General features: G+C 38.8%; 23 protein-coding genes. 7 read left to right on the forward strand and 16 right to left on the reverse strand.

Annotated features, from left to right (window positions below):
* Window positions 1-4: 4 nt before the first annotated feature.
* Window positions 5-790, forward strand: coding sequence for an ABC transporter permease (locus HMPREF2637_RS05830; protein ID WP_070839632.1), 786 nt, complete (start codon window positions 5-7; stop codon window positions 788-790).
* A 50-nt stretch (window positions 791-840) separates the two neighbouring features.
* Here HMPREF2637_RS05830 and HMPREF2637_RS05835 read toward each other — a convergent pair whose 3' ends face one another.
* The 10 genes from HMPREF2637_RS05835 to HMPREF2637_RS05880 all read right to left on the reverse strand — a co-directional run bounded on the left by HMPREF2637_RS05835 (window position 841) and on the right by HMPREF2637_RS05880 (window position 13068).
* The gene (locus tag HMPREF2637_RS05835; RefSeq protein WP_049554144.1) at window positions 841-1770 is read right to left on the reverse strand and encodes an ATP-binding cassette domain-containing protein; all 930 of its coding nucleotides are present in this window, start codon (window positions 1768-1770) and stop codon (window positions 841-843) included.
* A complete protein-coding gene (locus HMPREF2637_RS05840) occupies window positions 1763-2848 on the reverse strand; it encodes an ABC transporter ATP-binding protein (protein WP_070839635.1) in 1086 nt (361 codons plus the stop codon). Before HMPREF2637_RS05840 ends, HMPREF2637_RS05835 begins: the two co-directional genes overlap by 8 nt.
* Before the next feature lie 9 nt (window positions 2849-2857).
* Window positions 2858-3784, reverse strand: a complete 927-nt coding sequence (oppC, locus tag HMPREF2637_RS05845; protein WP_002891436.1) for an oligopeptide ABC transporter permease OppC — start codon at window positions 3782-3784, stop codon at window positions 2858-2860.
* Window positions 3784-5277 (reverse strand): ABC transporter permease, encoded by a 1494-nt coding sequence (locus HMPREF2637_RS05850; protein ID WP_070839638.1) that lies wholly within the window; start codon window positions 5275-5277, stop codon window positions 3784-3786. The genes oppC and HMPREF2637_RS05850 overlap by 1 nt, the downstream gene beginning before the upstream one ends.
* Window positions 5278-5337: 60 nt before the next feature.
* Window positions 5338-7308: a peptide ABC transporter substrate-binding protein gene (locus HMPREF2637_RS05855; protein WP_070839641.1), complete on the reverse strand. Its 1971-nt coding sequence runs from the start codon at window positions 7306-7308 to the stop codon at window positions 5338-5340.
* 180 nt (window positions 7309-7488) lie between these two features.
* The gene (locus HMPREF2637_RS05860; protein WP_070839644.1) at window positions 7489-9459 is read right to left on the reverse strand and encodes a peptide ABC transporter substrate-binding protein; all 1971 of its coding nucleotides are present in this window, start codon (window positions 9457-9459) and stop codon (window positions 7489-7491) included.
* Between the two features lie 236 nt (window positions 9460-9695).
* Complete coding sequence (pta, locus tag HMPREF2637_RS05865) at window positions 9696-10679, reverse strand: phosphate acetyltransferase (RefSeq protein WP_070839647.1); 984 nt, start codon at window positions 10677-10679, stop codon at window positions 9696-9698.
* Window positions 10680-10692: 13 nt separating this feature from the next.
* Window positions 10693-11589, reverse strand: a complete 897-nt coding sequence (locus HMPREF2637_RS05870) for an RluA family pseudouridine synthase (RefSeq protein WP_070839650.1) — start codon at window positions 11587-11589, stop codon at window positions 10693-10695.
* Window positions 11586-12422 carry an NAD kinase gene (locus tag HMPREF2637_RS05875; RefSeq protein ID WP_002884507.1) on the reverse strand — a complete coding sequence of 279 codons (837 nt, stop codon included), beginning with the start codon at window positions 12420-12422 and terminating at the stop codon, window positions 11586-11588. Before HMPREF2637_RS05875 ends, HMPREF2637_RS05870 begins: the two co-directional genes overlap by 4 nt.
* On the reverse strand, window positions 12394-13068 hold the full coding sequence (locus tag HMPREF2637_RS05880) for a GTP diphosphokinase (protein WP_070839653.1): 675 nt from the start codon (window positions 13066-13068) through the stop codon (window positions 12394-12396). Before HMPREF2637_RS05880 ends, HMPREF2637_RS05875 begins: the two co-directional genes overlap by 29 nt.
* Window positions 13069-13163: 95 nt before the next feature.
* On the opposite strand from HMPREF2637_RS05880, the gene HMPREF2637_RS05885 reads away from it, so the two are divergent.
* From HMPREF2637_RS05885 to HMPREF2637_RS05910, 6 genes are all read left to right on the forward strand, one after another.
* Window positions 13164-13739 carry a CYTH domain-containing protein gene (locus tag HMPREF2637_RS05885; RefSeq protein WP_038676520.1) on the forward strand — a complete coding sequence of 192 codons (576 nt, stop codon included), beginning with the start codon at window positions 13164-13166 and terminating at the stop codon, window positions 13737-13739.
* Window positions 13740-14014: 275 nt separating this feature from the next.
* Entirely contained in the window at window positions 14015-14986 is a 972-nt protein-coding gene (locus HMPREF2637_RS05890; protein WP_002886837.1) for a ribose-phosphate diphosphokinase, read from the forward strand.
* A 3-nt stretch (window positions 14987-14989) separates the two neighbouring features.
* Window positions 14990-16102, forward strand: a complete 1113-nt coding sequence (locus HMPREF2637_RS05895; protein ID WP_064524127.1) for a cysteine desulfurase family protein — start codon at window positions 14990-14992, stop codon at window positions 16100-16102.
* Between the two features lies 1 nt (window position 16103).
* Complete coding sequence (locus HMPREF2637_RS05900; protein WP_064524129.1) at window positions 16104-16451, forward strand: DUF1831 domain-containing protein; 348 nt, start codon at window positions 16104-16106, stop codon at window positions 16449-16451.
* A 141-nt stretch (window positions 16452-16592) separates the two neighbouring features.
* A complete protein-coding gene (locus HMPREF2637_RS05905; RefSeq protein ID WP_002884205.1) occupies window positions 16593-17252 on the forward strand; it encodes a redox-sensing transcriptional repressor Rex in 660 nt (219 codons plus the stop codon).
* Entirely contained in the window at window positions 17245-17940 is a 696-nt protein-coding gene (locus HMPREF2637_RS05910; protein ID WP_064524131.1) for a gamma-glutamyl-gamma-aminobutyrate hydrolase family protein, read from the forward strand. The genes HMPREF2637_RS05905 and HMPREF2637_RS05910 overlap by 8 nt, the downstream gene beginning before the upstream one ends.
* 57 nt (window positions 17941-17997) lie before the next feature.
* Here the strand turns inward: HMPREF2637_RS05910 and radC are convergent, their stop codons facing one another.
* From radC to HMPREF2637_RS05940, 6 genes are read right to left on the reverse strand one after another with little or no spacing between them, the layout of a single operon-like run.
* Window positions 17998-18684: a RadC family protein gene (radC, locus tag HMPREF2637_RS05915; protein ID WP_064524133.1), complete on the reverse strand. Its 687-nt coding sequence runs from the start codon at window positions 18682-18684 to the stop codon at window positions 17998-18000.
* 46 nt (window positions 18685-18730) lie between these two features.
* Window positions 18731-20725: a DUF7657 domain-containing protein gene (locus HMPREF2637_RS05920; RefSeq protein WP_064524135.1), complete on the reverse strand. Its 1995-nt coding sequence runs from the start codon at window positions 20723-20725 to the stop codon at window positions 18731-18733.
* A gap of 17 nt (window positions 20726-20742) precedes the next feature.
* Window positions 20743-22170, reverse strand: coding sequence for a DUF2142 domain-containing protein (locus HMPREF2637_RS05925; RefSeq protein WP_227853295.1), 1428 nt, complete (start codon window positions 22168-22170; stop codon window positions 20743-20745).
* A gap of 11 nt (window positions 22171-22181) precedes the next feature.
* A complete protein-coding gene (locus HMPREF2637_RS05930; protein ID WP_014634836.1) occupies window positions 22182-23108 on the reverse strand; it encodes a glycosyltransferase in 927 nt (308 codons plus the stop codon).
* Window positions 23105-24886 (reverse strand): rhamnan synthesis F family protein, encoded by a 1782-nt coding sequence (locus tag HMPREF2637_RS05935; RefSeq protein WP_064524139.1) that lies wholly within the window; start codon window positions 24884-24886, stop codon window positions 23105-23107. The genes HMPREF2637_RS05930 and HMPREF2637_RS05935 overlap by 4 nt, the downstream gene beginning before the upstream one ends.
* Window positions 24883-25929, reverse strand: a complete 1047-nt coding sequence (locus HMPREF2637_RS05940; RefSeq protein WP_014634838.1) for a glycosyltransferase family 2 protein — start codon at window positions 25927-25929, stop codon at window positions 24883-24885. The genes HMPREF2637_RS05935 and HMPREF2637_RS05940 overlap by 4 nt, the downstream gene beginning before the upstream one ends.
* Window positions 25930-25936: the final 7 nt, after the last annotated feature.

Consider the following 25936-nt stretch of genomic DNA (forward strand, 5'->3'; position numbering starts at 1 on the left):
GAGCATGTTTTGGAAATTAGTTAAATATGAATTACAATCGGTCCGTAAATGGTATCTTGGCATCTATGGTATTGCCATCCTACTCTCTATCCCCTTGGGTTTAATGCTTCGAAAATCTATTTTTGTAACTGAACAGAGCCACCAAGAACCTAGTCTACTCTTCTTTGCTTTCTTCACACTGATGGTTTTTGCTACCATTATCGTATGGGGAACCATTTATATAGCGACAATAGTCCTCATTGTCAGACGCTTTGCAAAGACTGTCTTTGGGAGAGAAGGTTATCTAACCAATACGCTCCCAGTTTCTGCTCACCAATTAATCTTGTCTAAACTCTTGGTAGCCTTTATTTTAGATATCATTTCATCACTCGTTATACTCCTTTCGATTGGAATTATAGCTGCTTTCTGCCTTGATATGAAAGATATCCTACTAGCTACCAGCTACTTTGGCCAGATCCTAAAAGAGATAGGCGCTTTCTACCTCTTCATCCCTTCTACAATCTTGTCAATGATTGCTGGTATCCTTTTCTATTACCTCTGTATTAGTATCGGAAATCTCTTCAACACTAACAAAGTTCTTATGGGATTTGTCGCCTATTTTGCCATTCAGGCTATCCTATTCTTTATTGGTTTCTTCTTTGGAATCGGTGCAGCCTTGACCGGAGAAGCAACAAATACTGCAATTAATAACTCGTCATACATATTTAGTCTAGTTCAGTCTCTCATTCTCATCGCAGCAAGTTACTTTGGTACCTACTATATCATGACCAAACGCTTAAATTTAGACTAAAGAAAAACCGTGTTCCTTGTGGAACACGATTTTTTTTGCATTGAAAAGACTTATTTACTTTGTTCTTTACGATAAGTCTCGATTTCGGCCTTGTTACCCCAAACAAAGTGTCCTGGACGTACTTCAACCATTTCTGGTTTATCAACCGAATAGTCGTGTTGGTTTGGATCATAAACCTTCAAGACTTTCTGACGTTCCAAGATTGGGTCTGGAATAGGAACAGCAGACAAGAGTGACTTGGTGTAAGGGTGGATAGGATTGTTGTAGAGTTCTTCTGTCTCAGCAACTTCCACGATTGTCCCCTTGTAAATAACAGCGATACGGTCAGAAATGAAACGGACCACTGACAAGTCGTGAGCGATAAAGAGGTAGGTCAATCCCAACTCTTTTTGGAATTTCTTAAGCAAGTTCAAAACTTGGGCACGAACTGACACGTCAAGGGCTGAGATGGGTTCGTCAGCGATAACCAAATCAGGTTGCATGACCAAGGAACGTGCAATCCCAATACGTTGACGTTGTCCCCCAGAAAATTCGTGAGGGTAACGTGTCAAGTGCTCCTCAAGAAGTCCCACTTCTTTGATGATTTTCTTGATTTTAGCTTTACGATCTTCCTCATCCTTATAGAGATGGAAGTTATGCAAGCCCTCAGACAAGATATAATCGACTGTTGCACGTTCATTCAAACTAGCCGCAGGGTCTTGGAAAATCATCTGAATACGACGGATAAGGTCGTTTTTCTCAGAGTGAGATAAGTGTCCATTGATTTTCTTACCGTCAAAAATAATCTCACCATTACTTGTATCATTCAGACCAATAATGGCACGACCGATAGTGGTTTTACCACTACCAGACTCACCAACGAGGGAAAAGGTTTCACCCTTGTTGATGAAAAAATTAGCATTGTGGACAGCAACGAATTTCTTGCTTCCTTCACCGAAGGAAATCTCCACATCTTTTACTTCAACTAACTTCTCAGGCATTGCCTTCCTCCTCATCTCCTAAATGTGCAAATCCCATATTAGCACGGATTTTTTCATGTAGATTTTGGATAACCGCAGGTTTTTCAACTTTTGGTGCATCCTCATGTAAGAGCCAGGTCTTAGCCCAGTGAGTATCTGAAACTTGGAATTGTGGTGCTTTTTCCTCAAAGTCAATCTGCATAGCATAGTCTGAACGCAAGGCAAAGGCATCTCCAACAACCGGTGTATAAAGTGATGGTGGTGTCCCTGGAATTGAGAAAAGCTCACCCTTATCGTCAGCCAACTGTGGCAAGCTTGAAAGCAAGCTCCACGTGTATGGGTGACAAGGCTCATAGAAAATTTCCTCAACAGTTGCGTACTCGATGATTTCACCAGCATACATAACAGCAACCTTGTCAGCGATACTTGCTACCACACCAAGGTCATGGGTAATGAAAATCACTGAGAAACCGTACTCATCTTTGAGTGATTTCAAGAGGTCGATGATTTGAGCTTGAATGGTCACATCAAGGGCAGTTGTTGGTTCGTCACAGATAAGGACATCTGGATGACAAGCCAAAGCAATGGCAATAACGATACGTTGACGCATCCCACCAGAGTATTGGAAAGGATACTCATTGAAACGTTTTTCAGCATCAGGAATACCAACCTTGTCCATGTAATCAATGGCCATTTTTTTAGCTTCTTTGGCTGATTTTCCTTGGTGTTTGACAATGACTTCAACAATTTGGCTACCGATAGTCTTAATTGGGTCAAGACTGGTCATAGGATCTTGGAAGATAGTTGCAATCTTAGCCCCACGAATAGATGCCCAGTCTTGGTGACTCTTAAGCTTAGTCAAATCTTGACCGCGATAATCAATCGAACCACTAGCGACATGACCATTTTCTTCAAGCATACCTGTGAAAGTCTTAGTCAAAACTGATTTACCTGAACCAGACTCACCAACCAAGGCTAAAACTTCACCTTCAACCAAATCAAGGGAAACTCCTCGAATGGCTGTCAAAACACGGTCACGAACGTCAAATTCCACGACGATATCGCGAGCCGATAATATTACATTTTTATTTTCTGTCATATTGGACTCCTATCTATGCGTACGTGGGTCGCTGGCATCCGCCAAGTTTTGACCGACAATAAAGAGAGCAAGGGAAACGAGGATCAAGGTAGTCAATGGAATCCAGAAGAGATAAGCATTGACTGTAACGTTCTGTGCATAGTCTGAAATCAAACGACCAAGACTAGGCGTTGTAACAGGAAGCCCTAAACCAAAGTATGAAAGGAAGGCTTCGTAAGAGATAAATCCTGGCAAGAGCTGACTAGCCATAGTTACAATAACTGACACTAGTTGTGGCATGATGTTTTTAACCACAATCTTAGGAGTTGGTGTTCCCAGTGTACGAGAAGCCAAGTTATACTCCAAATCACGGTAACGCATGATTTGAATACGGATAGTATAGGCAATACCAATCCACCCTGTAACAGTCATGGCAAAGATCATATTCCAGAAACCAGCACCCAATGAGTAAGTCAAGACGATAACTACAAGGAGGGCAGGAATATTTGAGATGATGTTGTAGATTTCCATCATAATCATATCGAAGGTCTTAGAAATCCCCCAAACAGCACCTACAAGCACACCAATAACAACGTTAAGAAAGGTAGCGATAACAGCAATAAGGATAGAATTACGAGCTCCAAACCAAACACTATCGAAGAGGGACTTACCATTACTGTCCGTACCGAACCAGTATTGAGCGTTTGGATGCACATAACGTACACTAAAGTCATTAACCTTAGACACATCATTAAAGTCAAATTTTGAAAACATCGGGTAGATAAAACTCATCAAAATGATAGCAATCAAGATTCCCAACATGACAGTTGTTGACTTCTTCTTGAAGAACTGACGCATCACCGATTTCCAGTAAGAATAGGCTGGCGCATCAATTGTTTCAGAGGCAAAATCATCGCGCTTTACAAATTGGAACTTACTTTTATCAATTGAAGCCATTATTTACCTCCTTTAGATGTCAATTTGATACGTGGGTCAATCATAGTCATAAGGATATCACCCACAAGCAATGAGAAGATGGTGAGGGCTGTGAAAATAAATACAAGACCCACAACCATAGCGTTATTTGAAGCACGGACAGAGTCAATCAACATTTTACCCATACCAGGGAAGGCGAAGATTGTTTCTGTCAAGGTTGCCCCTGTGATAACACTAACGATAGATGCTGGGATTCCTGAAACCAAGGAAACCATAGCGTTTTTGAAAATGTGTTTATTCGAAATTTCTTGTTCTGACAACCCTTTGGCACGTGCAAAACGAACGAAGTCTTGTGATTGCAAGTCAATCATGTAACGACGAATCCAAATCGCAAGACCTGGTGTTGACAAGAGACCGAGAATGACAGATGGCAAGACGTATGAACGCCAGTCACCCGCACCCAAGATAGGGAAGGAATCTGGAAGACCAATCTCAGAACCAATCAAACGAATGATATAAACCAAGGCGATGGTTGGTAGTGAAAGCAAGAAAGTCAAGACACCTGTTGATACACTATCAAAGAGGGTATTTTTAAAGCGTGCCATGTATGATCCCAATGGAATTGCCAAAGCATAAGACAAGACCAAACCAATCAAACCTGCAATGGCAGAACTTGTCACCATTGATGGGTATTGGTAGCGACTCTTGGTCGCTGTGTATGGGTCATTTCCATAGTAAGAACGATCTCTAGCATCAGCCTGACTTGGTGATTTATAAGTACGAGAGTAGATATCTACTGAAGATACCTTCTTACCAGTAGGGAAGTTGACCTCAGAACTTTGTGTTTGTCCTTGACCTTGTGTAATAACATCAAGAACACCTTGCTCAGCATAAGTTGGGTAAGATGTCCCAAGGTTCATCTTAACAAAGTTTTGGTGAACAAATGGGAACTGACCGTTAAAGTAAAGCAAGTATTTATGCTTAGTCCCTGAACCAACAACTGACCAACCAATAGCTGGGTCATTTTCAATACGGATATAACGCTTCAAGTTTGGATTTGTTTTATCTTTAACCCATCCAGTATTGTCAAATTCAAAGAGGTGCGTATAGAAGCCAAACACACGTTCAAGTACTGGCACATCACGTGTCGCATAGAATTGTTTACTTTGCTTGAACTGATGCAAACGCCAGCCATGTCCCAAACTATCCACATATTTTTGGTAGATAGCCTTATTTTCTTTTGTTGGCTTAGTGGTTACTGACTTATCAAGGGAGCTAGCTTTCTCCTGCAACTCCTTGGTGTCATAGTAATCAATGTACCCCATACGTTCAAAGATTGTATTTTCATAGTTTGTCTTAGAATCAGCTGTTTTTGCAATCTTATTGTAGTTAGGGTCCTGTCTGAAAATCAGACGCCTCGGCACCATGGTATAGATAATCGTGTAGGTCAAGGCCGTCACGACAAATATTGACAATAGAGAACGGAGGGTTCTCAAAAAAATATATTTTTTCATGTCTCTTCCTTTAATTCCAAAAGAACTTTCCCAATCTAATGAGAAAGTTCCATCGTCCTTTTATTTAACGTGTTTCTCAAGGTCTTTTTGAGCTTTTTCGTTGGACTTAGACTTTTCTTTAAGCCAGCTTTCGCGAGCTTTATCATAGTTTTTCTTAGTGACAACATCTTTTTGAGGTTCAAGGTACTTGAAGTATCTGTCAGAACCCTTAGGTCCTACTTGAGAGTAAGCACCTGAGAATGGTGTCAAACGAGCTACCATTGGCGCAGCCCCCTTGTTAACCATAAGTGGCATGAAGAGTGAGCTATCTTCCAACCAAGCTTGTGCCTCTGCATAACGTTCATATCGTACGTTGAGGTCGCTTGTTTCTTTAGCTGCATTATCAACCAAAGCATCAAAGTCTTTAAGACCTACTTGAGCTGCTGCTGCATTATTAGGATCGTCAAATCCCATGTAAGTTTTTGTGTTCTCACTAGCTGTTGTCTTGAAGATATCAAGGAATGTTGATGGGTCTTCGTAGTCAGGCGCCCAAGCAACTGAGTCAGTAATATCCCAGTCTTCTGCTGCTGCATTAGGAGCAGAAAGAGTTGCGTTCAACAGGTCATCTTGAGACATTTGGTTGAGGTCAACCACAACATTTTCTTTACCGAGTGTCTCTTCAACAGATTGTTTCAAAGACTGTGCACGAGCCACCTTTGTCTTTGCTGTTTGGTCAACTGGCATATCTAAGTGAATTGGGAATTGAACACCTTGTGCTTGGAGGGCTTCCTTAGCCTTGTTAAATTCAGTCTTAGCCTTATCAGCGTTGAAGAGACCATCTTGACTGTCTTTAAGGTTAACACCTGACCACTCGTCACCGTAAGAAGCCATCTTTTCAGTTACCAAATCACCAAATGACTTGTCACCAGCATAAACAAAATCAGGTTTCACAAGAAGGTTACGAACAGCTAGAACTCCCCCTTCTTCTCCATTAATTTGAGCTGAGTATGACTCACGATTAATTGAGAAGTTAATAGATTGGCGGAAGTCCTTGTTAAGAAGAGCTTTCTTAGTTGAATCTTTCTCAGCATCAGTCTTCTTAGATGTATGGTTGTAAGACTGACGATCAATATTAACACCAACACCAACAATATCAGCAGATGGTTGTGTATAGAAAATATTATCTTTATATTGTTTTTTTACTGAGGCGAAGTTCGACCCTGTTGGATAAATACGTGCTTGGCTATAGGCGCCATCAGTGAAATTACGGACTTGAGCCTCTTGATCAGAGCCATCGAAAAATGACAATTTCACCCCATCATAGTGGACATTTTTCTTATCCCAGTAGTTTTCATTTTTAGCCAACTCAATAGATGATTTAGCTGTCAATGACTTAAGGATGTATGGACCATTATAAAGGATAGATGATGGATCTGTTGATTTACCAAAGCTATCCCCTTTTGACTTAAGGAACTCTTCATTAACAGGCCAGAAGAGAGAATAAGTCATCTTAGAATTCCAGTAAGGTTCTGGTTGTTTAAGTGTGTACTGAAGAGTGTAATCATCAAGTGCTTTAACGCCAACTTTAGAGAAGTCTTTATCAGTACCATTGAAATAATCAGCAAGACCTACTACAGAATCTTTTGCCAAGTAAATTGACTCTGTCTTTTTATCAGCAGCATGCTTAAGACCTGTTACGAAGTCTTTAGCTGTTACTTCTGCATACTCTTCACCGTCTGAAGTATACCATTTAACTCCCTTACGAAGTTTGTATGTATAAGTTAAACCATCAGCTGAAACAGTCCAGTCCTTGGCAATAGCAGGTACCAAGTTACCATATTTATCATTTTCCAAAAGGCCATCGACACCATTTGTCACAGCATCAATTGTTGAACCCTTATTGGAAATAAGGTAATCCAATGTCTCAGGATCAGCATTGTAAACATAGTTATAAGTATTGCTTGAAGTGTTTGATTTTGATGAACAAGCCACTAAAACCCCAACACTAAGGAGGGAAACACCCGCAAGGGCCAACCATTTACTTTTTTTCATAAGCATTCTCCAAAAAATCTTTTTTATATACCTACATTATACCATAAAAAATAAGATGAGTACAATTTTCAGAATATTTTGTCTTATGCTGACTTTCTCACAATTATACCCCTTATGAACACTAGGGATTAGCCCCTTTTTGACAAAAGAAAAAGGCTAACTGCCTTTTTCTCTAGAATATTATTTAACGTGTTTCTCAAGATCTTTTTGAGCTTTTTCGTTAGATGCTTTCTTTTCTTTAAGCCATTTTTCACGACTTTGTTCATATTCTTTCTTAGTAACTACTTTTTCTTGTGGTTTCACATATTTGAAGTAGTCTGATGAGTTCTTATCACCCACCTGCATGCTAGCACCCGTAAATGGTGTCAAACGTGAGATAACTGGTGCTGCACCGTTACCAACAGTCAATGGAATGACAAGAGAGCTATCTTCCAACCAAGCTTGGGCTTGAGCATAACGGTCGTAACGAGCGTTGAGGTCTGTTGTTTCTGAAGCTGCTGAATCAAGCAAGGCGTCATAATCTTTAAGACCTACTTGAGCTGCGGCAGCATTGTTTGGATCATCATACCCCATGAAAGTCTTGGTATTTTCACTTGAAGTTGTCTTAAAGATATCAAGGTAAGTTGATGGGTCTTGATAGTCTGGACCCCAAATGACACCGTTTGAAATATCCCAGTCTTCTGCCGCTGCATTAGCCGCGTTAAGGGTTGCATTTTGTATGTCATCAGATGATAATTGGTTAACATCGATAACCACATTATCGCTACCCAATGATTGCTCAATGGTTTGTTTCAAAGATTGGGCCTGAGCAACATTGATTTTAGAACTTTGGTCAACAGGAAGGTCCAAGTGAATTGGGAATTGAACACCATCTGCTTGGAGAGTTTCCTTAGCTTTGGCAAACTCAGTCTTAGCTTTTTCAGCATTGTAGAGGCCATCTTGACCATCAGTAAAGTTTACACCTGACCATTCATCACCATAAGAGGACATTTTCTCTGTTACAAGATCTCCAAAGGTCTTATCACCTGCACTGACAAAATCAGAAGGAACAAAGAGGTTACGTAGAGCTAGAGCTGCACCATCTTTACCATTCATTTGTGATTGATAAGCCGTACGATCAATTGCGAAGTTGATTGATTGACGGAAGTCTTTGTTTAGAAGAGCCTTCTTAGTTGATGTCTTTTCAGCATCCGTCTTCTTGGCTGAGAATTTATAGCTTTGGCGGTCAATATTCACACCAATAGCCGATGTAGATGCACCTGGTGCTGTGTAATAAATATTATCTTTATAGTTTTTCTCAACTGAAGCATAGTTAGAACTCATTGGGTAGACACGAGCCAAACTATAGGCACCATCCGTGAAACCACGTTCTAGAGCCTCTTGATCCGAACCGTCATAATATGACAATTTGATGGCATCAAAGTGTACATTCTTCTTGTCCCAATAATTTTCATTCTTAGTCAACTCAATAGATGATTTAGCTGTCAAAGATTTGAGAATGAAAGGACCATTATAGAGGATAGATGTTGGGTCTGTTGACTTACCAAAATCTTTCCCTTTGTTCTTAAGAAAGTCTTCGTTAACTGGGAAGAGCAAGCCATAAGTTGTTTTAGAGTTCCAGTATGGTTCTGGTTTTTTAAGGGTGTATTGCAATGTATAATCGTCGATTGCTTTAACACCAACATTTGAGAAATCTTTATTGGCACCAGAAAGGTAATCAGACAAGCCAGCAATAGAATCTTGTACCAAATAGAGAGCTCCAGCTTTGGCATCAGCCGCATGCTTAAGACCAGTCACAAAGTCCTTAGCAGTCACATCAGCATACTCTTCACCATCAGAAGTATACCATTTAACACCCTTACGGATTTTATAGGTATAAGTAAGACCGTCTTGAGAGACAGACCAATCTTCAGCTACTGAAGGAACAAGATTTCCATATTTATCTGCTTCCATAAGACCATCTACACCGTTAGTTACAGCAGTCTTAGTAGGTCCAGTATTTGACGTGATATAGTCTAAACTTTCGGGATCTGAGACATAAATATAACCATAAGTCGTTCCACTAGTACTTGACTTAGAAGAACAAGCCGCTAAGGCACCTACACTGAGGAGTGCCACACCCGCAAGGGCTAACCATTTGCTTTTTTTCATAAGATTTCTCCAAAAAATAAAATTTTACCCTTTCATTATAGCATGAATAATCAAGAAAAACAGTCGTTGTCAGACAATTTTGCACAAGCATTTTACATGATAAAACACGATAAACTCAATAACCCCTTGTATTCCCTAGGTTTCTAGCCACCTCAATCAATTTATTTTTAATCACTTGTCATGCATAAAACAAAAAGGTCTAACACCTTGGTTAAACCTCTGTTTTTAAGTTAAAATTAGCCATTAAGAGCTTGAGCAGCTGTGATAATCGCCAAATTGTAAATATCTTCAGCACTAGCCCCACGAGAAAGGTCGTTAACAGGTTTATTAAGACCTTGCAAGATTGGACCGATAGCTTCGAACATTCCCAAACGTTGGGCAATCTTATATCCAATGTTACCTGCTTGCAAACCTGGGAAGACAAAGACATTAGCATGTCCTGCTACGTTACTATCTGGAGCCTTAATCGCTGCTGTTGCTGGAACAAAGGCTGCATCAAACTGCAACTCACCATCAATAGCCAAGTCAGGACGCATTTCTTTAGCAATATTTGTTGCCTCTACTACCCTGTCAACTTTTGGCGATTTAGCAGAACCTTTTGTTGAGAAGCTAAGCATGGCCACTTTAGGATCAATACCAAAAACTTTAGCTGTTTCAGCAGTATTAATTGCAATTTCTGCCAATTCTTGAGAATTTGGCTCAATATTGATCGCACAATCAGCAAACACCAAACGATGATCGGTATTTTCACGGTTCATAAGGAAAACACCTGATGTACGTGAAATGCCTGGTTTTGTTTTGATAATTTGAAGGGCAGGACGTACCGTATCCGCTGTTGAGTGGATAGCACCTGAAACCATTCCATCAGCAAGACCAAGTTTAACTAGCATAACACCGAAATAGTTCACATCACGAAGCAACTTCTCTGCATCTTCGACTGTTGCTTTTCCTTTACGGATTTCAAGAAATTTTTCCTTCATTTCCTCAAAACCTTCATAGGTTTCAGGATTAATAATCGTATAGTTAAAGTCCGCAAAGCCAAGATCGTTCAAGATTTTGTGAACCTCAGCTGGGTCTCCCAAAATAATAGGATCCACCAATCCTTCAAATTTCAAACGGGCAGCAGCACGAACCACACGGTCGTCGTTACCCTCAGGGAAGACAATCTTAACACCTTTCCCTGCAATACGTTCACGAAGTTCACCAAATAGACTACGCATAAAAAATCCTCAATCAATCTTTTTTAGTTTGTAAGTTCATGATAACGGTTTCAAAATCATCTGTCAAGGAAGACGCATGGACCATCTCTTTTTTGGTGAAAGGATCAATAAAGGCAAGACGATGACAATGCAAAGCCTGACGCTTAATACCATAGTCTAGAGACCCACCATAAAGGTCGTCTCCCAAAAGAGGCAAACCTAAGTGAGCAAAGTGCACACGAATCTGGTGCGTACGTCCAGTATGAAGATTGATATCAACCAGTTTAACCCTACCATAATCAGCTACCAAGCGATAGCTCGTATGGGCATATTTCCCTGATTTATGAACCCGACGTGTGATAATAGAATCCACATCACGTGCAATCGGTGCAATGATTTCGCCCTGCTCCTCAAGTTTGGTGTCACCTTCAACCAAGGCATAGTAATGTTTCTTAATAGACTTCTGCTGCAACTGTTTATCCATTCGCGCGTGGGCATATCCATGCTTAGCAAACAGCATGAGACCAGACGTGTCCTTATCCAGACGAGTCACGATATGCACACGCTGGTTGGGATAATTGTTGCTAACGAAGTGATGTTTGACGAAATTAGCCATAGTATTGTCATGGTTAACACTTGGAATACTGGCATAGCCATAAGGTTTATTAATCACCAAGAAGTTATCATCCTCATAGACAATATCCAAGTCAAAAGGAATAGGTTTCAAGGTCTCGTGCGGTGCCTCATCAGGGATTTCAATGGTAACCACGTCTCCTTCATGAACAGGATAAGTCGCAAACTGCTCCTCGCCATTGACCCAAATATGACCGCCCTCAAACTTAATCTTGGCCAGTAGTCCTTTAGAAATATCGTGCTCCTTCAAAAAGGTCTTAACCCGACAAGAACGCCCTACTGTAAACTCATATCTCATTCTTCCATGTCTCCGATAAAGGAATCACGTACCCGTTCCCAGAAACTGGTGTGACTAGCACTAGCCACAAAGGAAATCTTACGTTGGTCAATTGAGAATTCTACCTTTTTCACATTGCGGTTGGTATAGGTTTTATTATCAACAGATAGAGTGTAGCTTCCCATTCGGGTAGGATAAACCGTAATCTTCTCATGCTTAGGCACAATAAGGGGACTACCTAAGGTACGATACACACGATTATTAAGACTGGCAATCTCTGTCAGTTGCAAAGCTTCAATGGTAGGATGAAGGACCGCACCACCCAAAGATTTATTGTAGGCCGTTGATCCTGTAGGCGTTGACACCGACAGCCCGTCACCACGGAAGCTCTCAAACAAGACATCATTAAGGCAAACATCTGCTGCCATGGTTTTCTCATTACGCTTGATGGCTGCTTCATTGAGGGCAATCGACGTAAAAGAACGCCCGTCAGCCAGGGTCAATTTGACATTCAAAAGAGGGTAAGAAATCTTAGCACCACTGTCTTTTCGAAGCGTCTCGATTAATTGATCCACTTCACTGTCCAAATAATCCGTATAAAAGCCTAAGTGACCTGTGTGAATCCCTACAAAACGCACACGAGCAAGCTCTTTTTCATACATATGAAAGGCCGATAGCAACATGCCATCACCACCAATTGAGATGACCACATCTGGATTTTTCTTGGTCAAATAAAAATCAGGATCATCTCGAAAGGCATTAAAAAGTTTTGAGGCCACACGCCTACTTTGGGGTTTACCATTGGCAATAATAGCTACCTTCATCTCATCCGAAGAGGTCTTCATCTGTGTCATCACTATTTCCTACACTATCCTTCAAAGTTCTGTTAATTGGATCAAAGAGCAACTGGGCATCTCTAATATCATCACGTATCTTACGCATTTCTTCATCAAGTTCATAAGCCATACGAGCCGTAGTTTCCAAACGAAGTTTAATCTCCTCTGGAAAGTTCCCCTGATACTTGTAATTAAGGGAATGTTCAATGGTGGCCCAAAAGTTCATGGCTAGAGTCCTAATCTGAATCTCCGCAAGAATCTCCTTACGACCATCAATGGTATCAACAGGATAAGAGACGATAACATGATAAGAGCGATAACCCGAATGTTTACGGTTTCTGATGTAGTCACGCTCTGAAACAATGGTCATATCACTACGATGACGTAGCAAAGCTAAAACCTCATCCACATCATCGACAAATTGGACCATGACTCGGAGACCAGCTATATCCTGCATATCTTGAGCCAAATTTTCAATCGAAAGGCCACGAAGGGCGATTTTCTCCTCAATGGAAGCCACTGACTTCACACGTCCGGTCACAAACTCAATAGGCGAGTGACGATTTTGCTTACGAAATTGTTTACGAATGCCTCGGAGCTTGATTTTGAGCTCACCTACGGCCTGAATATAGGGGTCTAGAAATTCTTCCCAATCCATGGTCAAGATAGGACTCCTCCTTGTCAAAAGCTTTAGTTTTTTATAAAATAAATACAATCTGTTATATTATACCACATTTGAAAGCACAAGGGAGGACACACATGAACCATTTAGAGATAGAGTACAAGACTCTACTCACCAAAGACGAGTACAATCGTTTAGCGATGCTTTTCTCCCATGTGACACCTGTTACGCAAACAAACTACTACATCGACACTCCTCAGAGTGACATGAGAAATAAAAAGTTGTCTTTGCGTATTAGGACACTTCCCACTCATGGTGAGCTGACCTTGAAAATCCCTGAAAAAGTCGGGAACATGGAGTACAACGTTACCATGGATTCTGCGGATGCTAAGGCTTTGACTAAGTCGCTGGACTTTCCTGATTGTCAAATCAAATCCATTCTTTTAGAACGTGGGGTTAAACTAGAGGACCTAACCATCCTCGGACATTTGACCACAACTCGTCGCGAGTACCAGACCAACATCGGCCTCATGGCTCTTGATGTCAATGTCTATGCTGATAAGAAAGACTACGAGCTTGAACTAGAAGTTTCGGATGCTGAGAAAGGTAAAGACGACTTTGATGCCTTTCTTAAAGAAAATAACATTGACTTTAAGTATGCCAAGAGTAAGGTTGCACGCTTTGTAGCTACCCTCAAACGAGACAAAGACTAAAAGTTAGACAAGGAGTTGGCTCCTTGTTTTTTTTTATTTTAAACACATGTAGCTTCAAATGCCACAAGTATTTAGAACTCCAGAGGGTAATAGATTTCTCTAAAAACGCATACAAAGGCGTTTTATCTAACAAAGGTTCGGTATTTTTCACTAATACCACACTTTGAAGGCTGAAATTTCTGCTTCTTTTTGCTAAAATAGAACTATCTGTAGTTTTATTACAATAGCCCTAACTGGGCTTAGCATCTTATTTTTTTAAAGGAGTCACCATCGTCATGGTACATCAAAAAGCAAACCCACAATTGAAATTGTTCTCGCTCAGCTCAAACCCAGAAATTGCTGAAAAAATTGCTGAGGCTACTGGATTGCCACTTGGTAAAGTATCTTCACGTCAATTTTCTGACGGTGAAATCATGATCAACATTGAAGAGTCTGTTCGTGGGGACGATATCTATATCATCCAATCTACTAGCAACCCTGTTAACGACCACCTTTGGGAATTGCTCATCATGATTGATGCCTGCAAACGTGCCAGTGCTAACTCTGTCAACGTTGTTATGCCTTACTTTGGTTATGCACGTCAAGACCGTATCGCTGCGTCACGTGAACCAATCACTGCTAAATTGATTGCCAATATGCTAGTTAAAGCTGGTGTCAATCGTCTCTTGACGCTTGACCTTCACGCTGTCCAAGTTCAAGGATTCTTCGATATCCCAGTAGATAACCTCTTCACAATGCCTTTGTTTGCTGAATACTACAACAAAAAAGGATTCACAGGAAGTGATGTTGTCGTTGTTAGCCCTAAAAACTCAGGTGTTAAACGTGCTCGTAGCTTGGCGGACTACCTTGATGCACCAATCGCTATCATTGACTACGCTCAAGATGATTCAGAACGTGAAGAAGGCTACATCATCGGTGAGGTTGAAGGAAAAACAGCAATCTTGGTTGATGATATCCTTAACACTGGTAAAACGTTTGCTGAAGCTGCTAAAATCCTTGAACGTGGTGGCGTTAAAGACATCTATGCAGTAGCTAGTCACGGTCTCTTTGCAGGAGGTGCTGCTGAAGTCCTCAACGCTGCTCCAATTAAAGAAATCTTGGTGACAGATTCAGTTGCAACTAAAGAAAAAGTTCCTACAAACGTTAAATACATTTCAGCAAGTAAGCTAATCGCTAACGCTACTACTCGTATTTTCGAACGTCAACCACTTAGCCCACTCTTTGCTTACACTGCAAATGAGGACTAAGCTATGGTTTATTTGGACAATGCAGCAACAACTCCTTTAAATACTGCTGCTATTTCAGTTATGACACATGTCATGACTGAAACCTTTGGAAATCCATCCAGCCTCCATGCTTACGGTCGACAGGCTTCTAAGGAACTTCGTGAAGCCCGTGAAGAAATGGCCAAATACTTTGAAGTCCCTGCTCGTAAGCTTATTTTCACTTCTGGAGGGACTGAAGGAAACAATACAGCTATCAAAGGTTACGCCCTAGCCAATCAAGCTAAAGGTAAGCACCTGATTACAACTGCTATTGAACACCACTCTGTCCTTCACACTATGGCCTACTTGGAAGAGCGTTTTGGTTTTGAAGTAACCTATATTCAACCAGAAAATCAAGTCATTACTGCCCAACAAATCACTGATGCCTTACGTGACGATACCATTCTGGTTTCTGTTATGTATGCCAATAATGAGACTGGCCAATTACTTCCTATTAAGGAAATTGGTGACTTGCTTGCCAATCACCAAGCTGCCTTCCACGTCGATGCCGTTCAGGTAGCAGGAAAGCTTCCTATTCACCCAGAGGAACTTGGAGCCGATTTTCTCTCTATTAGTGCCCATAAATTCCACGGACCTAAAGGTGTCGGCTTGCTCTATCATAACGATTTGCATTTTGACAACCTACTCCACGGTGGTGAGCAAGAAGAAAAACGCCGTGCCAGTACTGAAAACCTGGTTGGGATTGCAGGTATGACCGCTGCTTACAAGCATGCTAGTGACCACTACCAAGACAATTACCAGCATGTTGAAACGATTCGTCAGGCCTTTCTAGATTCCCTTACCATTCCTTATGAAATCAATGGTGGAGGACCTAGCCTACCTCACGTCATCAACATCAGTTTTCCTGGTAAGGAAAATGGGCCTCTCTTAACCTTGTTAGACCTAGCAGGCTTTGCTGTCTCAACGGGTTCTGCTTGTACTGCTGGAACTGTTGATCCAAGTCATGTCATCCAGGCCCTCTATGGCAAGGATTCTGACAAGCTAAAAACAGCCATTCGCATTAGTTTATCAGAGGAAAATACCGCTGAAGAACTCCAGGCCCTAGCAGAAAAACTTAATCAAATCATAGGAGACTAACATGGCATTTGAAAAAAGCATTCATTTGACTGACTGTAAGTACCGTTACACCATCAGTCCTAATGTCAAAAAATTCACTCTACGTGATACGACTTTTGTGCAAAATAAAATCGGAAACTACGAGTTGCACCGTCTTCTCGAAAAAGTGCCTAACTCAGGCGAAGGTTTCCCACTCAAAATCACTATTAACAAAGACTTGACAGGCTTCAAATTGTCTATCACAGACCAATCTGGCCTTCGTAACGTTAATATCTTTAAAAATGAAGATCATCACATCTTGCAAGAAAAATTCTACTTCTTGATGCAGAGTTTGGTTGATCGTAACGTTTTCGAGCAAGAAGAAGTCTAAGTTTTTTCTTACTACATAGAAATAGCCTATCCATGTGATAGGTTTTTTATATCGCCTCATCTACACTATTTTGTTGCAATCTTCACAAACTTTTCTTAAAATATAGGAGAATCATACTAATTAAAGAAAGGAAAGCGATCAATGACATTTGAGAAAAACATCCCAAACGCCACTGCCAAACGTCTCTCTCTCTACTATCGTATTTTCAAACGATTCCATCGTGAAAATATCGATAAAGCAAGCTCTAAACAAATTGCTGAAGCGATTGGGATTGACCCTGCTACTGTTCGTCGTGACTTCTCCTATTTTGGTGAGCTAGGTCGCCGTGGTTTTGGTTATGACGTAAACAAGCTGATGACATTTTTCGCTGAACTCCTAAATGACAATGCGACTACCAAGGTACTCCTCGTAGGTGTTGGGAATGTTGGGCGTGCCCTCCTCCACTACCGTTTTCAAGAGCGTAACCGCATGCAGCTGGTCATGGCTTTTGATACAGACGATAACGAATTGGTTGGAACTCAAACCGAGGACAAGATTCCTATCTATGGGATTTCCCAAATTAAGGACAAGATTGCCCAAGAAGATATCAAAACAGCCATCCTGACAGTGCCATCAGTTAAGGCCCAGGAGGTGGCTGATCTTTTGGTTGATGCCGGAATTGAAGGCATTCTCTGTTTCTCTCCGGTCAACCTCAATCTTCCACGCCATGTGGTAGTCCAATACGTAGACTTGACTAGCGAACTACAAACCCTACTCTATTTCATGAAAGAAGAAGAAAAATCAAGGAGAAACAATGACTAAACCAATTATCGGAATCACTGCCAATGTAAGGCCTAATCCAGCCCATGAAGACATCAACTGGTCCTATGCCCCATCTGGCTTTGTAGAAGGAGTTCAAAGAGCCGGTGGCCTAGCAATCCTACTACCAGTATCCGATCCTTCGGAAGCCAAGAACTACATCTCCATGATTGATAAGCTTATCCTGATCGGTGGGCAAAACGTTGACCCTAAATTCTACAACGAAGAGAACCATGCCAGTGAAGATGACTTCTTCCTCGAACGGGATATCTTTGAAATGGCACTCATCGAGGAAGCCACTAAGCAGAAGAAACCCATCTTTTCAATCTGTCGTGGAACCCAACTCATGAACGTCGCACTAGGTGGTAGCCTCCATCAAGATATTGAGCATCACTGGCAGGACAAGCCGTCTGATTACCTCTACCATGAGATGATTGTTGATGAGAACAGTAAGTTGGCAGAAATCTACGGACGTGAAACCTCTATCAACTCCTTCCACCATCAAAGTATCAAACACTTGGCCTCTGACCTTCGTGTCATTGCGCGTGACCCTGAGGACAACACCGTCGAAGCCGTTGAGTCAAATAGTCCAGACCTTCGTTTCCTTGGTGTACAGTGGCACCCAGAGCTTCTCCTAGACAAACGCGAAGAAGACCTCAAACTCTTTGAATACGTCGTTAACGAACTTTAAAAGCAACTGAGACTGTACTCAGTTGCTTTTCTCTTGTCTTTATCACATAGGTTCAACCTAAAGATCAAAATCCTCCCTCTCCTCACGAAAGGAATAATAGGTTGATTTTCCAACAATCAGATGATCAAGCAGACAAATCCCTAAGTCATCACAGGCCCGCTTAATCTTTTGAGTAAAATCGATATCATTTCGACTTGGATAGGCCTCACCTGACGGATGATTGTGAACCACAATCAAAGACGTTGCCATCAGATGACAGGCATAATGTAAAATCTCACGTGGCTCAGCAATCGAACGACGGACCCCACCAATAAAGACCGTCTTTTGCTGAATAATACGGTTCTGCGTATCCAAATAGATAGCCACCAGATGCTCCTGAGGCTTGTCCCCAATATCCAACATCATACGACGAGCCACCTGCTGACTGGACATAATCTGCTCAGAACGAGACAACTCAGCCTTCTCAATCCGCTTAGCCAACTCCACCATAGCCTTGAGCTCAATAGACTTCACACGTCCAATACCAGGAATCTCCTGAAGCTCATTCAAGGACAAACGAGACAAATCCGCCAAACTCGTCATCCCTTTCAAAATACGATTAGCCATAGATAAGACCGACTCAGACTTGGTCCCCGTCCGCAGCACTATCGCCAACAGCTCTTGGTCAGACAACACTTCTGCTCCTTTCTGCAAGAGACGCTCACGAGGCAAAAGCCCCGACTCCTCAGCTACAATACTATACATAAGAAAAAAACCTCCTACTTACTTATTCGTAAGTGGGAGGGGGAAGTTAATTCAAATATTCAAAGATTCTATTATTATCATTATCCTGATAAATCTCTGTAAATGACGAACCAAATTCTTTATTTAAGTCTCTAGTTGTCAAAATATATTTTACATTTAAGTCTTTTAACTCATTTATATTTAAGTTAATATTTACATTATCGGGAACTGGTGTAGTCATAGATGTGTTCTCGTTCGTTAATGAATATTTTAAGTGTGCATATCTATTCCATACATCTTCATATTGATTTTGCTTATCAATTTTAGACATAAGTTGTCTATCGGGATAAAATCTAACACCATCTATACTTTTAGCACCAAACATTTGAACAAAGTGATAGAGATTTGTAGAATCAGACATCCAAATCGCATTAGGATTTCTTCCTACAATGCTTTCAACTTCATGAGATAGTAATTTATTTTCAATAGCACCTATGCCATGTGTGAGTGGATTAACAGTCAATCCACTCACAGTTATAATGACTAACATAATAGGATAGAATACACCTTTTTTTCTATAAAGAATACAAATAAAAGCAATTAACATAATCACAATTAAAATAACGGATGTAAACCTTCCTAAATAATTCTTATAGATATCATCTGTTAGTCCTCTGTATAAGTAGAGTATCGTGACAATGAATAAAGATGGTAAAATTTTAGTTAACTTTACTCTCTCTAATTTATCCCAGATAAAAGATATAAACCATATCGAAGCAAAAACTGCAATTACTGACATCGATTGCCACGACCTAGAAAATGGTACATAGCTAAACAATGTTAATTTAGATAGTACGGTTGGTATACCAACTATACTATAAAGCATCAGCATTAGTGAATAAACTACTAAGACAATCCCAAAGATGTTTTTATTGATATCTTTCCTTTTAATAACAAAAGGCAAGATTATCAGTATGTAAAGTAAGAAATTAAATGAACTTGATAGTTCAACTTGGTTACTTACTTGAGGAGCCTTAAATGGCAGAACGATATTAAATAAGAAATCACTTAAATTTTTCCAAGTATATTCCCCACCAACAGAAATTCTTTTTCCCGGATATACAGTATGAAGAGTTGCTGATATTGCATCCCAACTCTGATAAATGGTCAATGCATCTATCGTAAGCGAAACAAATAAAGTTAATGTAATCACAATCACATCAAATAGTGTAACCTTTTTATTTCTTAATGCCTTGAAAAACTGTATTACTGTAAATAATAGAATAATATAAGCAAATGGGACTTGGAATGCTGGATATATAATTAATGGGAACCCAATAAGAGCAATTATCAAGTTTATTGCCATTAATATTTTGAACACTTTCTTTTCAGAGTTAAAATAATGATATATAGACACCATTATCAATAATGAAAAGAATACCACATCGCCAAGATGTTGCATGAACCACCATTGTACTGTTGGTGTGAAAGTTATCCAAAAACTTGATACAGCTGATAATAGCTTACGCCTAGAGGTTAAAATCATAGCAAATTCATAAGCTAATAGTAGCATTGCTATAATTTTAAAACTCCAATACCAAGATAACCCTCTAGAGGCTCCTAAGAAAAGAAATCCCCAGTTAAATGGTTTCCCTATCGTTGAAATATGCCAGGATGAAACATTATAAGCAAGCATCATATTCTGACCTGTAACTTGATAGGATTTATTTGTAAAATGATTTCCTGTTTTTACCTGAGATAAGTAAAAAGGTGTTTGGACTAACCATTCATCAGATCTGATTGGTCTAGGACTACCTATGATAGTATCATCCGTACGATACAGTGATGGAACCCATAACTTTAATTTTTGAAAGCCTTGATAATCGTCAACTGTCTTTGTTTCAGACTGAACACCTGACACGGTTTCTCTAACACCAAAGTTATTCCAATTAGCAATTGAACTACCATTAAGATTCAGACTTACTGAACAAATAAGAGCAAATAGAGCGATTACGTAACGCCACTTGATAAAAGATATCCCCAAACTACGAGCTTTTTTCATAAAATTATTTTCCATTTCTAGAGTTGATTAAAAAGAATTAACCAGTAAGAAATCGCTGGTAAAATTGCCAATAACGAAATTATAGTCAGGTATAATCCAGATGATATTTTTCGTTTAGGAATTATGCTTAATAAAATGAAGTAAATTGGGATAAAATATCGTTCTTGAACTCCATCAATGGTATGACTACCAATTTCTGAGAACTGTAAGTAAAGTATGATAAATACCGAAACAATAAAAGCAAAAGAAATTAAATATTTTGAAATCTCAAACAACTTAAAATAAATATTTCTTGGTGCTTTCAGATAGTTTTGACTATTGTATTTAGCAAATACTGATAATACCAGTGCTGTAGCACTCAAGTAGGTAAACAACTTTGGAATTGCATGTACAGCTAAATCATTCGTATACCCAATAGTATATACAAAAAAATTATAGCCCAATAATGTACGAACAAGTAAGGTTAAAAAACTTGGAATATCTGATAAGATAAAACTCAACTGCTTGAACGTATCTACATTTCTACCAAAATAAGCACCTGTATTAATGTTCTTAACAATCAGTACCCACCATATAGTTACCAAAAAACTAAGACCAAAAAGAAGCAATAAATAAAAGTATGCCTTATGTTCAAAATTTGATCTTTTTTTAAGTAAGAACGCAAGCGGTAATAGCAAAAATAAATATAGGAATATTGGAATTTTTCCCATTGATAATAATATCGTTACAATCGAGACAGCTAGTACATCATTTAAAGTAATGTTTTTTCCTTGCTTTAAGGAATAAACCACTCTCAATATTACAGCAAAGAATAAAGCTGAGATTGCAACCATATAACCATCGGCAGAAATATTAGTCCAACTAACTATTACAGTCGGAATAGTAGAAATAAATGCTAAAGTAAACTTCCCAACTGGTGTAATTTTGATAGCTAATATAAACAAAAGAAAATAGGTTAAGAAACCAATAAGTCTCATTAACAAATATTCTGTAACAGGCTTTATTCCAATAATTTTCGACAAATAAGCTGTAAAAACATATGGTAAGTAAGAAAAAGGTGTATAGGGAACAGTATTTGTATTCACATAAAACCTTTTCTGATTAGTAAAAGGAATTGAAGAAAATTTATGATACCAATCTTTATCCGTCGCTTTATACTTAGTAGAATTACCCGATTGAACTTGCTTAGCTTTTTCTATAAATTCATATTGTGTATTTGAAATTTTTCCTCCAGCAAGTGCAGGATTCCCATCCTGTAAACTAAGTAAATTACCATTTGAAAGTTCAATACTCCTTGCGTAATGCCCCATTTCATCTAATCCCACCATAGGGCTCCTCAAAGTAATAGACACTAATCCCGTAAGTAGAGTAACCATCAGAATGATCGTGAGTAAAACATTACTATAACCTTTTCTACTAAAAAAATTATCTTTTATCGTTTCCATAATAGATTCTATCAATCCTTATAAAAGTCGTAGATTTTCAACTCATACTGCATTCTATTTTGTCTTACTAGTGTATCTAGAATAAACCCTGCAATAAAAGATAAAGCGGCAAGAATCATCAACCCCGTTGCTAAAATTGCTGATGGCATCTTAGCAATTAATCCTGTTTTAGCAAATTCAGTTACTACAGGAATTCCTACACATAGACCTAAAATAAATAATACAAGACTAACTAAGCTAAAGAACAAAAGAGGTTTATAATCTTTAAAAAGGTTAAAAATCATTTTAAGAACTTTAAAACCATCTGAGAAAGTATTTAACTTAGATTCACTGCCTTCTGGTCTATCTTGATAGGTAATCGGAACCTCGACCAATTTAAAACGTTTATCTAATGAGTGAATAGAAAGCTCTGTCTCAATTTCAAAGCCAGGGGAAAGAACTGGAAAGGTCTTAACAAAAAGTCGATTAAAGCCCCGGTAACCAGTCATAATATCTTGATAATTACCCTTATATAATTTATTTACTAGAAGTCTGACTAAATTATTACCGAAACCATGAAAACCTCGTTTATTTTCTTCAGCATAAGTACCATTTGATAATCTATCACCAATGGTCATATCAGCCATACCTGAACGTAACGGCTCTAAAAGTTTTTCTACCTCATCTGCGGGATAAGTGTCATCAGCATCAACCATAATATAGTAATCAGCATCAATTTCACGGAACATAGATCGAACTACATTTCCCTTACCCTGTCTAGGTTCAAAACGGACAATCGCCCCTGCTTCTCTTGCTAATTCATTAGTTTTATCTTTAGAGTTATTATCATAAACATAAATATCCGCATTTGGAAGTACCTTCTGAAAATCTGCAATAACCTTTTGGATAGTCACTTCTTCATTGTAAGCTGGTAAAAGCACCGCAATTTTTTCTGTCATAATTTCTCCTTCATATTATTAGATTTAAATTTTCTCTTTATTCTTCTCAAAATGTACTTCACAGCGGTCCCTGGACCTACAATAATATATTTGAGAGCACCTTTTATACCACCGATATTATCAAAATTAATATAGGTATTTGGTAAAGTATCTGGTCGGATATTTAACACAACATTATCTACAAAAGGCGTAATATAGATATCGTTTTTTGCAATGGCATAATCATAACGTCTTGCCCAAGCAAGGTAAACTAGAATACGTTCAATTGAATGCAAAATGGTATGTTGAGGAATTGGTTCTGCTGGAATCTCTTCATCTTGTAAGTCAAGGTCAAACAATGGTTTTAAAGCATCATACTTGAACCAAATAAATGTTCCATAACTCATGATAAAAGTATTCATCTTATCAAAGTCAATTTCTCGACCAAGATTCATACGCTCCCATAAATCATTCATTCCTTCGGCAAAACGATTCTCATTCCAGGGATCCACAATTTTAGTATAACGGAAGAAAGTTGGAATATCAGCAATTACAAGCCCTAACCTATCATCACGTTCTAGATTTGCAATAATATTATCAGCAGGTTGAATTAACATTGAGAAAAGTTCATTTCGCCATGAATCTCCAACCCAATAAGGGTATTCTGGTGATTTTTTCGTATGGAAATGTCCAATATAATCATAAGCAGAAAGTTCATCTTTCAATTTAAGCATTGGAATAACATCACGTCCACGATTCCCAGTAATAAAGATTCGAGCTACTTTTCCATTCTTATCAAGGATAGACTGAATCTCTTCCTTCTTCTCTTCTGAATCCGTTGTTAGGAAGAGATCATAAGTAAAGTGAAAATTCTCAAATTGCTTTAAAAAGTCTTCAAGTAAGTCAACATAGTAGGTATGAAGATGTACAGCAATCTTTTTATTGTCTGAATATGGCTTTGAGCTTTCCTTAATAACCTTGCGGTCAAGCAAGTAGGGTGGAGTCGGTAAACTCATATCTGACATGTGAGACAAAATGAATTCTACCGGATAGTCTGTTCTATTCTCGATTTCCTTAAGCAAATAAGGAGCAAGATGCTGGGTTAAATCAAATGTCTTAACCTTAATAAACGGAACCCCTGCATCAAGCAAAACATGAGGATAATGAATTGTAAAATTACTATGGAAAAACTGATCATTTAGTGGAATCGTATTAAGAATCGATTCATACTTAAATCCAGCATCCATAAACTTCTTGGTATAAAGAGTTTCATAATTATCGATTACCTTTTGAACATCATCGAAACTCTCAACTGATTTCCAGAACTTTTGGAAAACACTAGATTCAACTAAACGTTTTTTAAATGAAATAAAGTAAGATTGCAAATGTTCATGAATATAAATATCACCAGCCTTGATTCCTTGATGATTAGTCATACCCCAAAAATCTACATTTGAATTTGATTCATATTTATCATAGATTGGTGCCATATCCCATAGAGGACCAAAACAGGTATCATTCATAACAGTGACAGAATCATACTGTTTCAAGTTATCAAATCCAACAAATTCCATACCATCATGCCAAGCAGCAAAATCGTAACCTTTATTCTCACGTTGGATAAAATCATCAATCAAGTATTTATCACGAAGTTTCTGTACTTCACTTTCACTAAGACGACTATTTGAAATAAAAACCAATTTATCAAACAACGGTCTCATATGTTCAAGTTGATAAAATACATGTCGACTAATATGATCATATTTATTGAAATGAACATAAAGCAATAGACGTTTCATTTACTTCTCCTAAAGAAATTAATAATTTTAGTTGGTATTGTCCATCTTCTCGAAGTAACAACACTGTTATATTGGATTTGTAAGTCATCATATAGACTTTGTATACGATTCAACTCACTAGTCAAATTAGAACGTAACTCTTCTTTCTCTTTTTTCAAAACTTCAATATACTCGTTTTGGTCATGAGAAATCTGTGATACTTGATTTAATTTCAAATTCAAGTCTTCTATCTGACGATCTTTTTTAAAAACTAAGATATCCAAATCACGATCCTTAACAAGCGCTAAGTGTGAAATTCTTTGAATATCCTGATCTGGATATTTGTTGAGATATTTAATTTGAGAATCTAAGATACCTGTGAACCGCCTTTCAGCAGTCTCCAATGTCATAGGTTTTGAATCAGATCCCAAATTCATACGATATACAGTAGTGGAATCACTCAAAAAAGAAATTTTAGTGCGTTTGAATAATTCAAGTTGCAACTCAAATGTATCGTCTGCGGCTGTATCGCTAATTTGAGCAGATACATCTTGCATAAGAGTGGTATCAACCAACCAGGTTGAAGCCATTGTCATTCCTTTCATGACAAGCATCTCTTCGTAAGAATCAATTAAAGGGAGTGCCTTATTAGCAAAAGCATCTTTTTGGATAAGATTTCCGTCTAGGTCTACCATGTCAAATTCGGTATTTGACCATAGTGAATCTGTTGAAGCATCTAGCAAATCAACTTGCTTTTGAAGTTTTAATGGGTCCGTCCAAAAATCATCACTATCACATCTCGCGATGTACTGACCCTTAGCTTCTTGGCAAACTTTTTTCCAAGTTCTAGTAATGCCAAGATTCACTTCATTACGAAAAGTTCTAACTTTTTCAGGAAACTTATTTTGATATTCTTGAATAATCTCATACGAATGATCTGTCGAAGCATCATCAATGATAATAATCTCGAAACCAAAATTTGTTTTCTGATTGAGAAAGCTATCTATAGCCTCTCGTACCCAATCCCCCTTATTATAATTGGTACAAATAATCGATACTTTCATTCAAACT

The organism is Streptococcus sp. HMSC065H07, assembly GCF_001837325.1.
Lineage (GTDB): Bacteria > Bacillota > Bacilli > Lactobacillales > Streptococcaceae > Streptococcus > Streptococcus salivarius_H.

Bases quoted from the DNA above. Each gene is read 5' to 3' on its own strand.
- HMPREF2637_RS05830 (WP_070839632.1), top strand. From the start codon at position 5: ATGTTTTGGAAATTAGTTAAATATGAATTACAATCGGTCCGTAAATGG.
- HMPREF2637_RS05835 (WP_049554144.1), bottom strand. From the start codon at position 1,770: ATGCCTGAGAAGTTAGTTGAAGTAAAAGATGTGGAGATTTCCTTCGGT.
- HMPREF2637_RS05840 (WP_070839635.1), bottom strand. From the start codon at position 2,848: ATGACAGAAAATAAAAATGTAATATTATCGGCTCGCGATATCGTCGTG.
- oppC (WP_002891436.1), bottom strand. From the start codon at position 3,784: ATGGCTTCAATTGATAAAAGTAAGTTCCAATTTGTAAAGCGCGATGAT.
- HMPREF2637_RS05850 (WP_070839638.1), bottom strand. From the start codon at position 5,277: ATGAAAAAATATATTTTTTTGAGAACCCTCCGTTCTCTATTGTCAATA.
- HMPREF2637_RS05855 (WP_070839641.1), bottom strand. From the start codon at position 7,308: ATGAAAAAAAGTAAATGGTTGGCCCTTGCGGGTGTTTCCCTCCTTAGT.
- HMPREF2637_RS05860 (WP_070839644.1), bottom strand. From the start codon at position 9,459: ATGAAAAAAAGCAAATGGTTAGCCCTTGCGGGTGTGGCACTCCTCAGT.
- pta (WP_070839647.1), bottom strand. From the start codon at position 10,679: ATGCGTAGTCTATTTGGTGAACTTCGTGAACGTATTGCAGGGAAAGGT.
- HMPREF2637_RS05870 (WP_070839650.1), bottom strand. From the start codon at position 11,589: ATGAGATATGAGTTTACAGTAGGGCGTTCTTGTCGGGTTAAGACCTTT.
- HMPREF2637_RS05875 (WP_002884507.1), bottom strand. From the start codon at position 12,422: ATGACACAGATGAAGACCTCTTCGGATGAGATGAAGGTAGCTATTATT.
- HMPREF2637_RS05885 (WP_038676520.1), top strand. From the start codon at position 13,164: ATGAACCATTTAGAGATAGAGTACAAGACTCTACTCACCAAAGACGAG.
- HMPREF2637_RS05890 (WP_002886837.1), top strand. From the start codon at position 14,015: ATGGTACATCAAAAAGCAAACCCACAATTGAAATTGTTCTCGCTCAGC.
- HMPREF2637_RS05895 (WP_064524127.1), top strand. From the start codon at position 14,990: ATGGTTTATTTGGACAATGCAGCAACAACTCCTTTAAATACTGCTGCT.
- HMPREF2637_RS05900 (WP_064524129.1), top strand. From the start codon at position 16,104: ATGGCATTTGAAAAAAGCATTCATTTGACTGACTGTAAGTACCGTTAC.
- HMPREF2637_RS05905 (WP_002884205.1), top strand. From the start codon at position 16,593: ATGACATTTGAGAAAAACATCCCAAACGCCACTGCCAAACGTCTCTCT.
- HMPREF2637_RS05910 (WP_064524131.1), top strand. From the start codon at position 17,245: ATGACTAAACCAATTATCGGAATCACTGCCAATGTAAGGCCTAATCCA.
- radC (WP_064524133.1), bottom strand. From the start codon at position 18,684: ATGTATAGTATTGTAGCTGAGGAGTCGGGGCTTTTGCCTCGTGAGCGT.
- HMPREF2637_RS05920 (WP_064524135.1), bottom strand. From the start codon at position 20,725: ATGAAAAAAGCTCGTAGTTTGGGGATATCTTTTATCAAGTGGCGTTAC.
- HMPREF2637_RS05925 (WP_227853295.1), bottom strand. From the start codon at position 22,170: ATGGAAACGATAAAAGATAATTTTTTTAGTAGAAAAGGTTATAGTAAT.
- HMPREF2637_RS05930 (WP_014634836.1), bottom strand. From the start codon at position 23,108: ATGACAGAAAAAATTGCGGTGCTTTTACCAGCTTACAATGAAGAAGTG.
- HMPREF2637_RS05935 (WP_064524139.1), bottom strand. From the start codon at position 24,886: ATGAAACGTCTATTGCTTTATGTTCATTTCAATAAATATGATCATATT.
- HMPREF2637_RS05940 (WP_014634838.1), bottom strand. From the start codon at position 25,929: ATGAAAGTATCGATTATTTGTACCAATTATAATAAGGGGGATTGGGTA.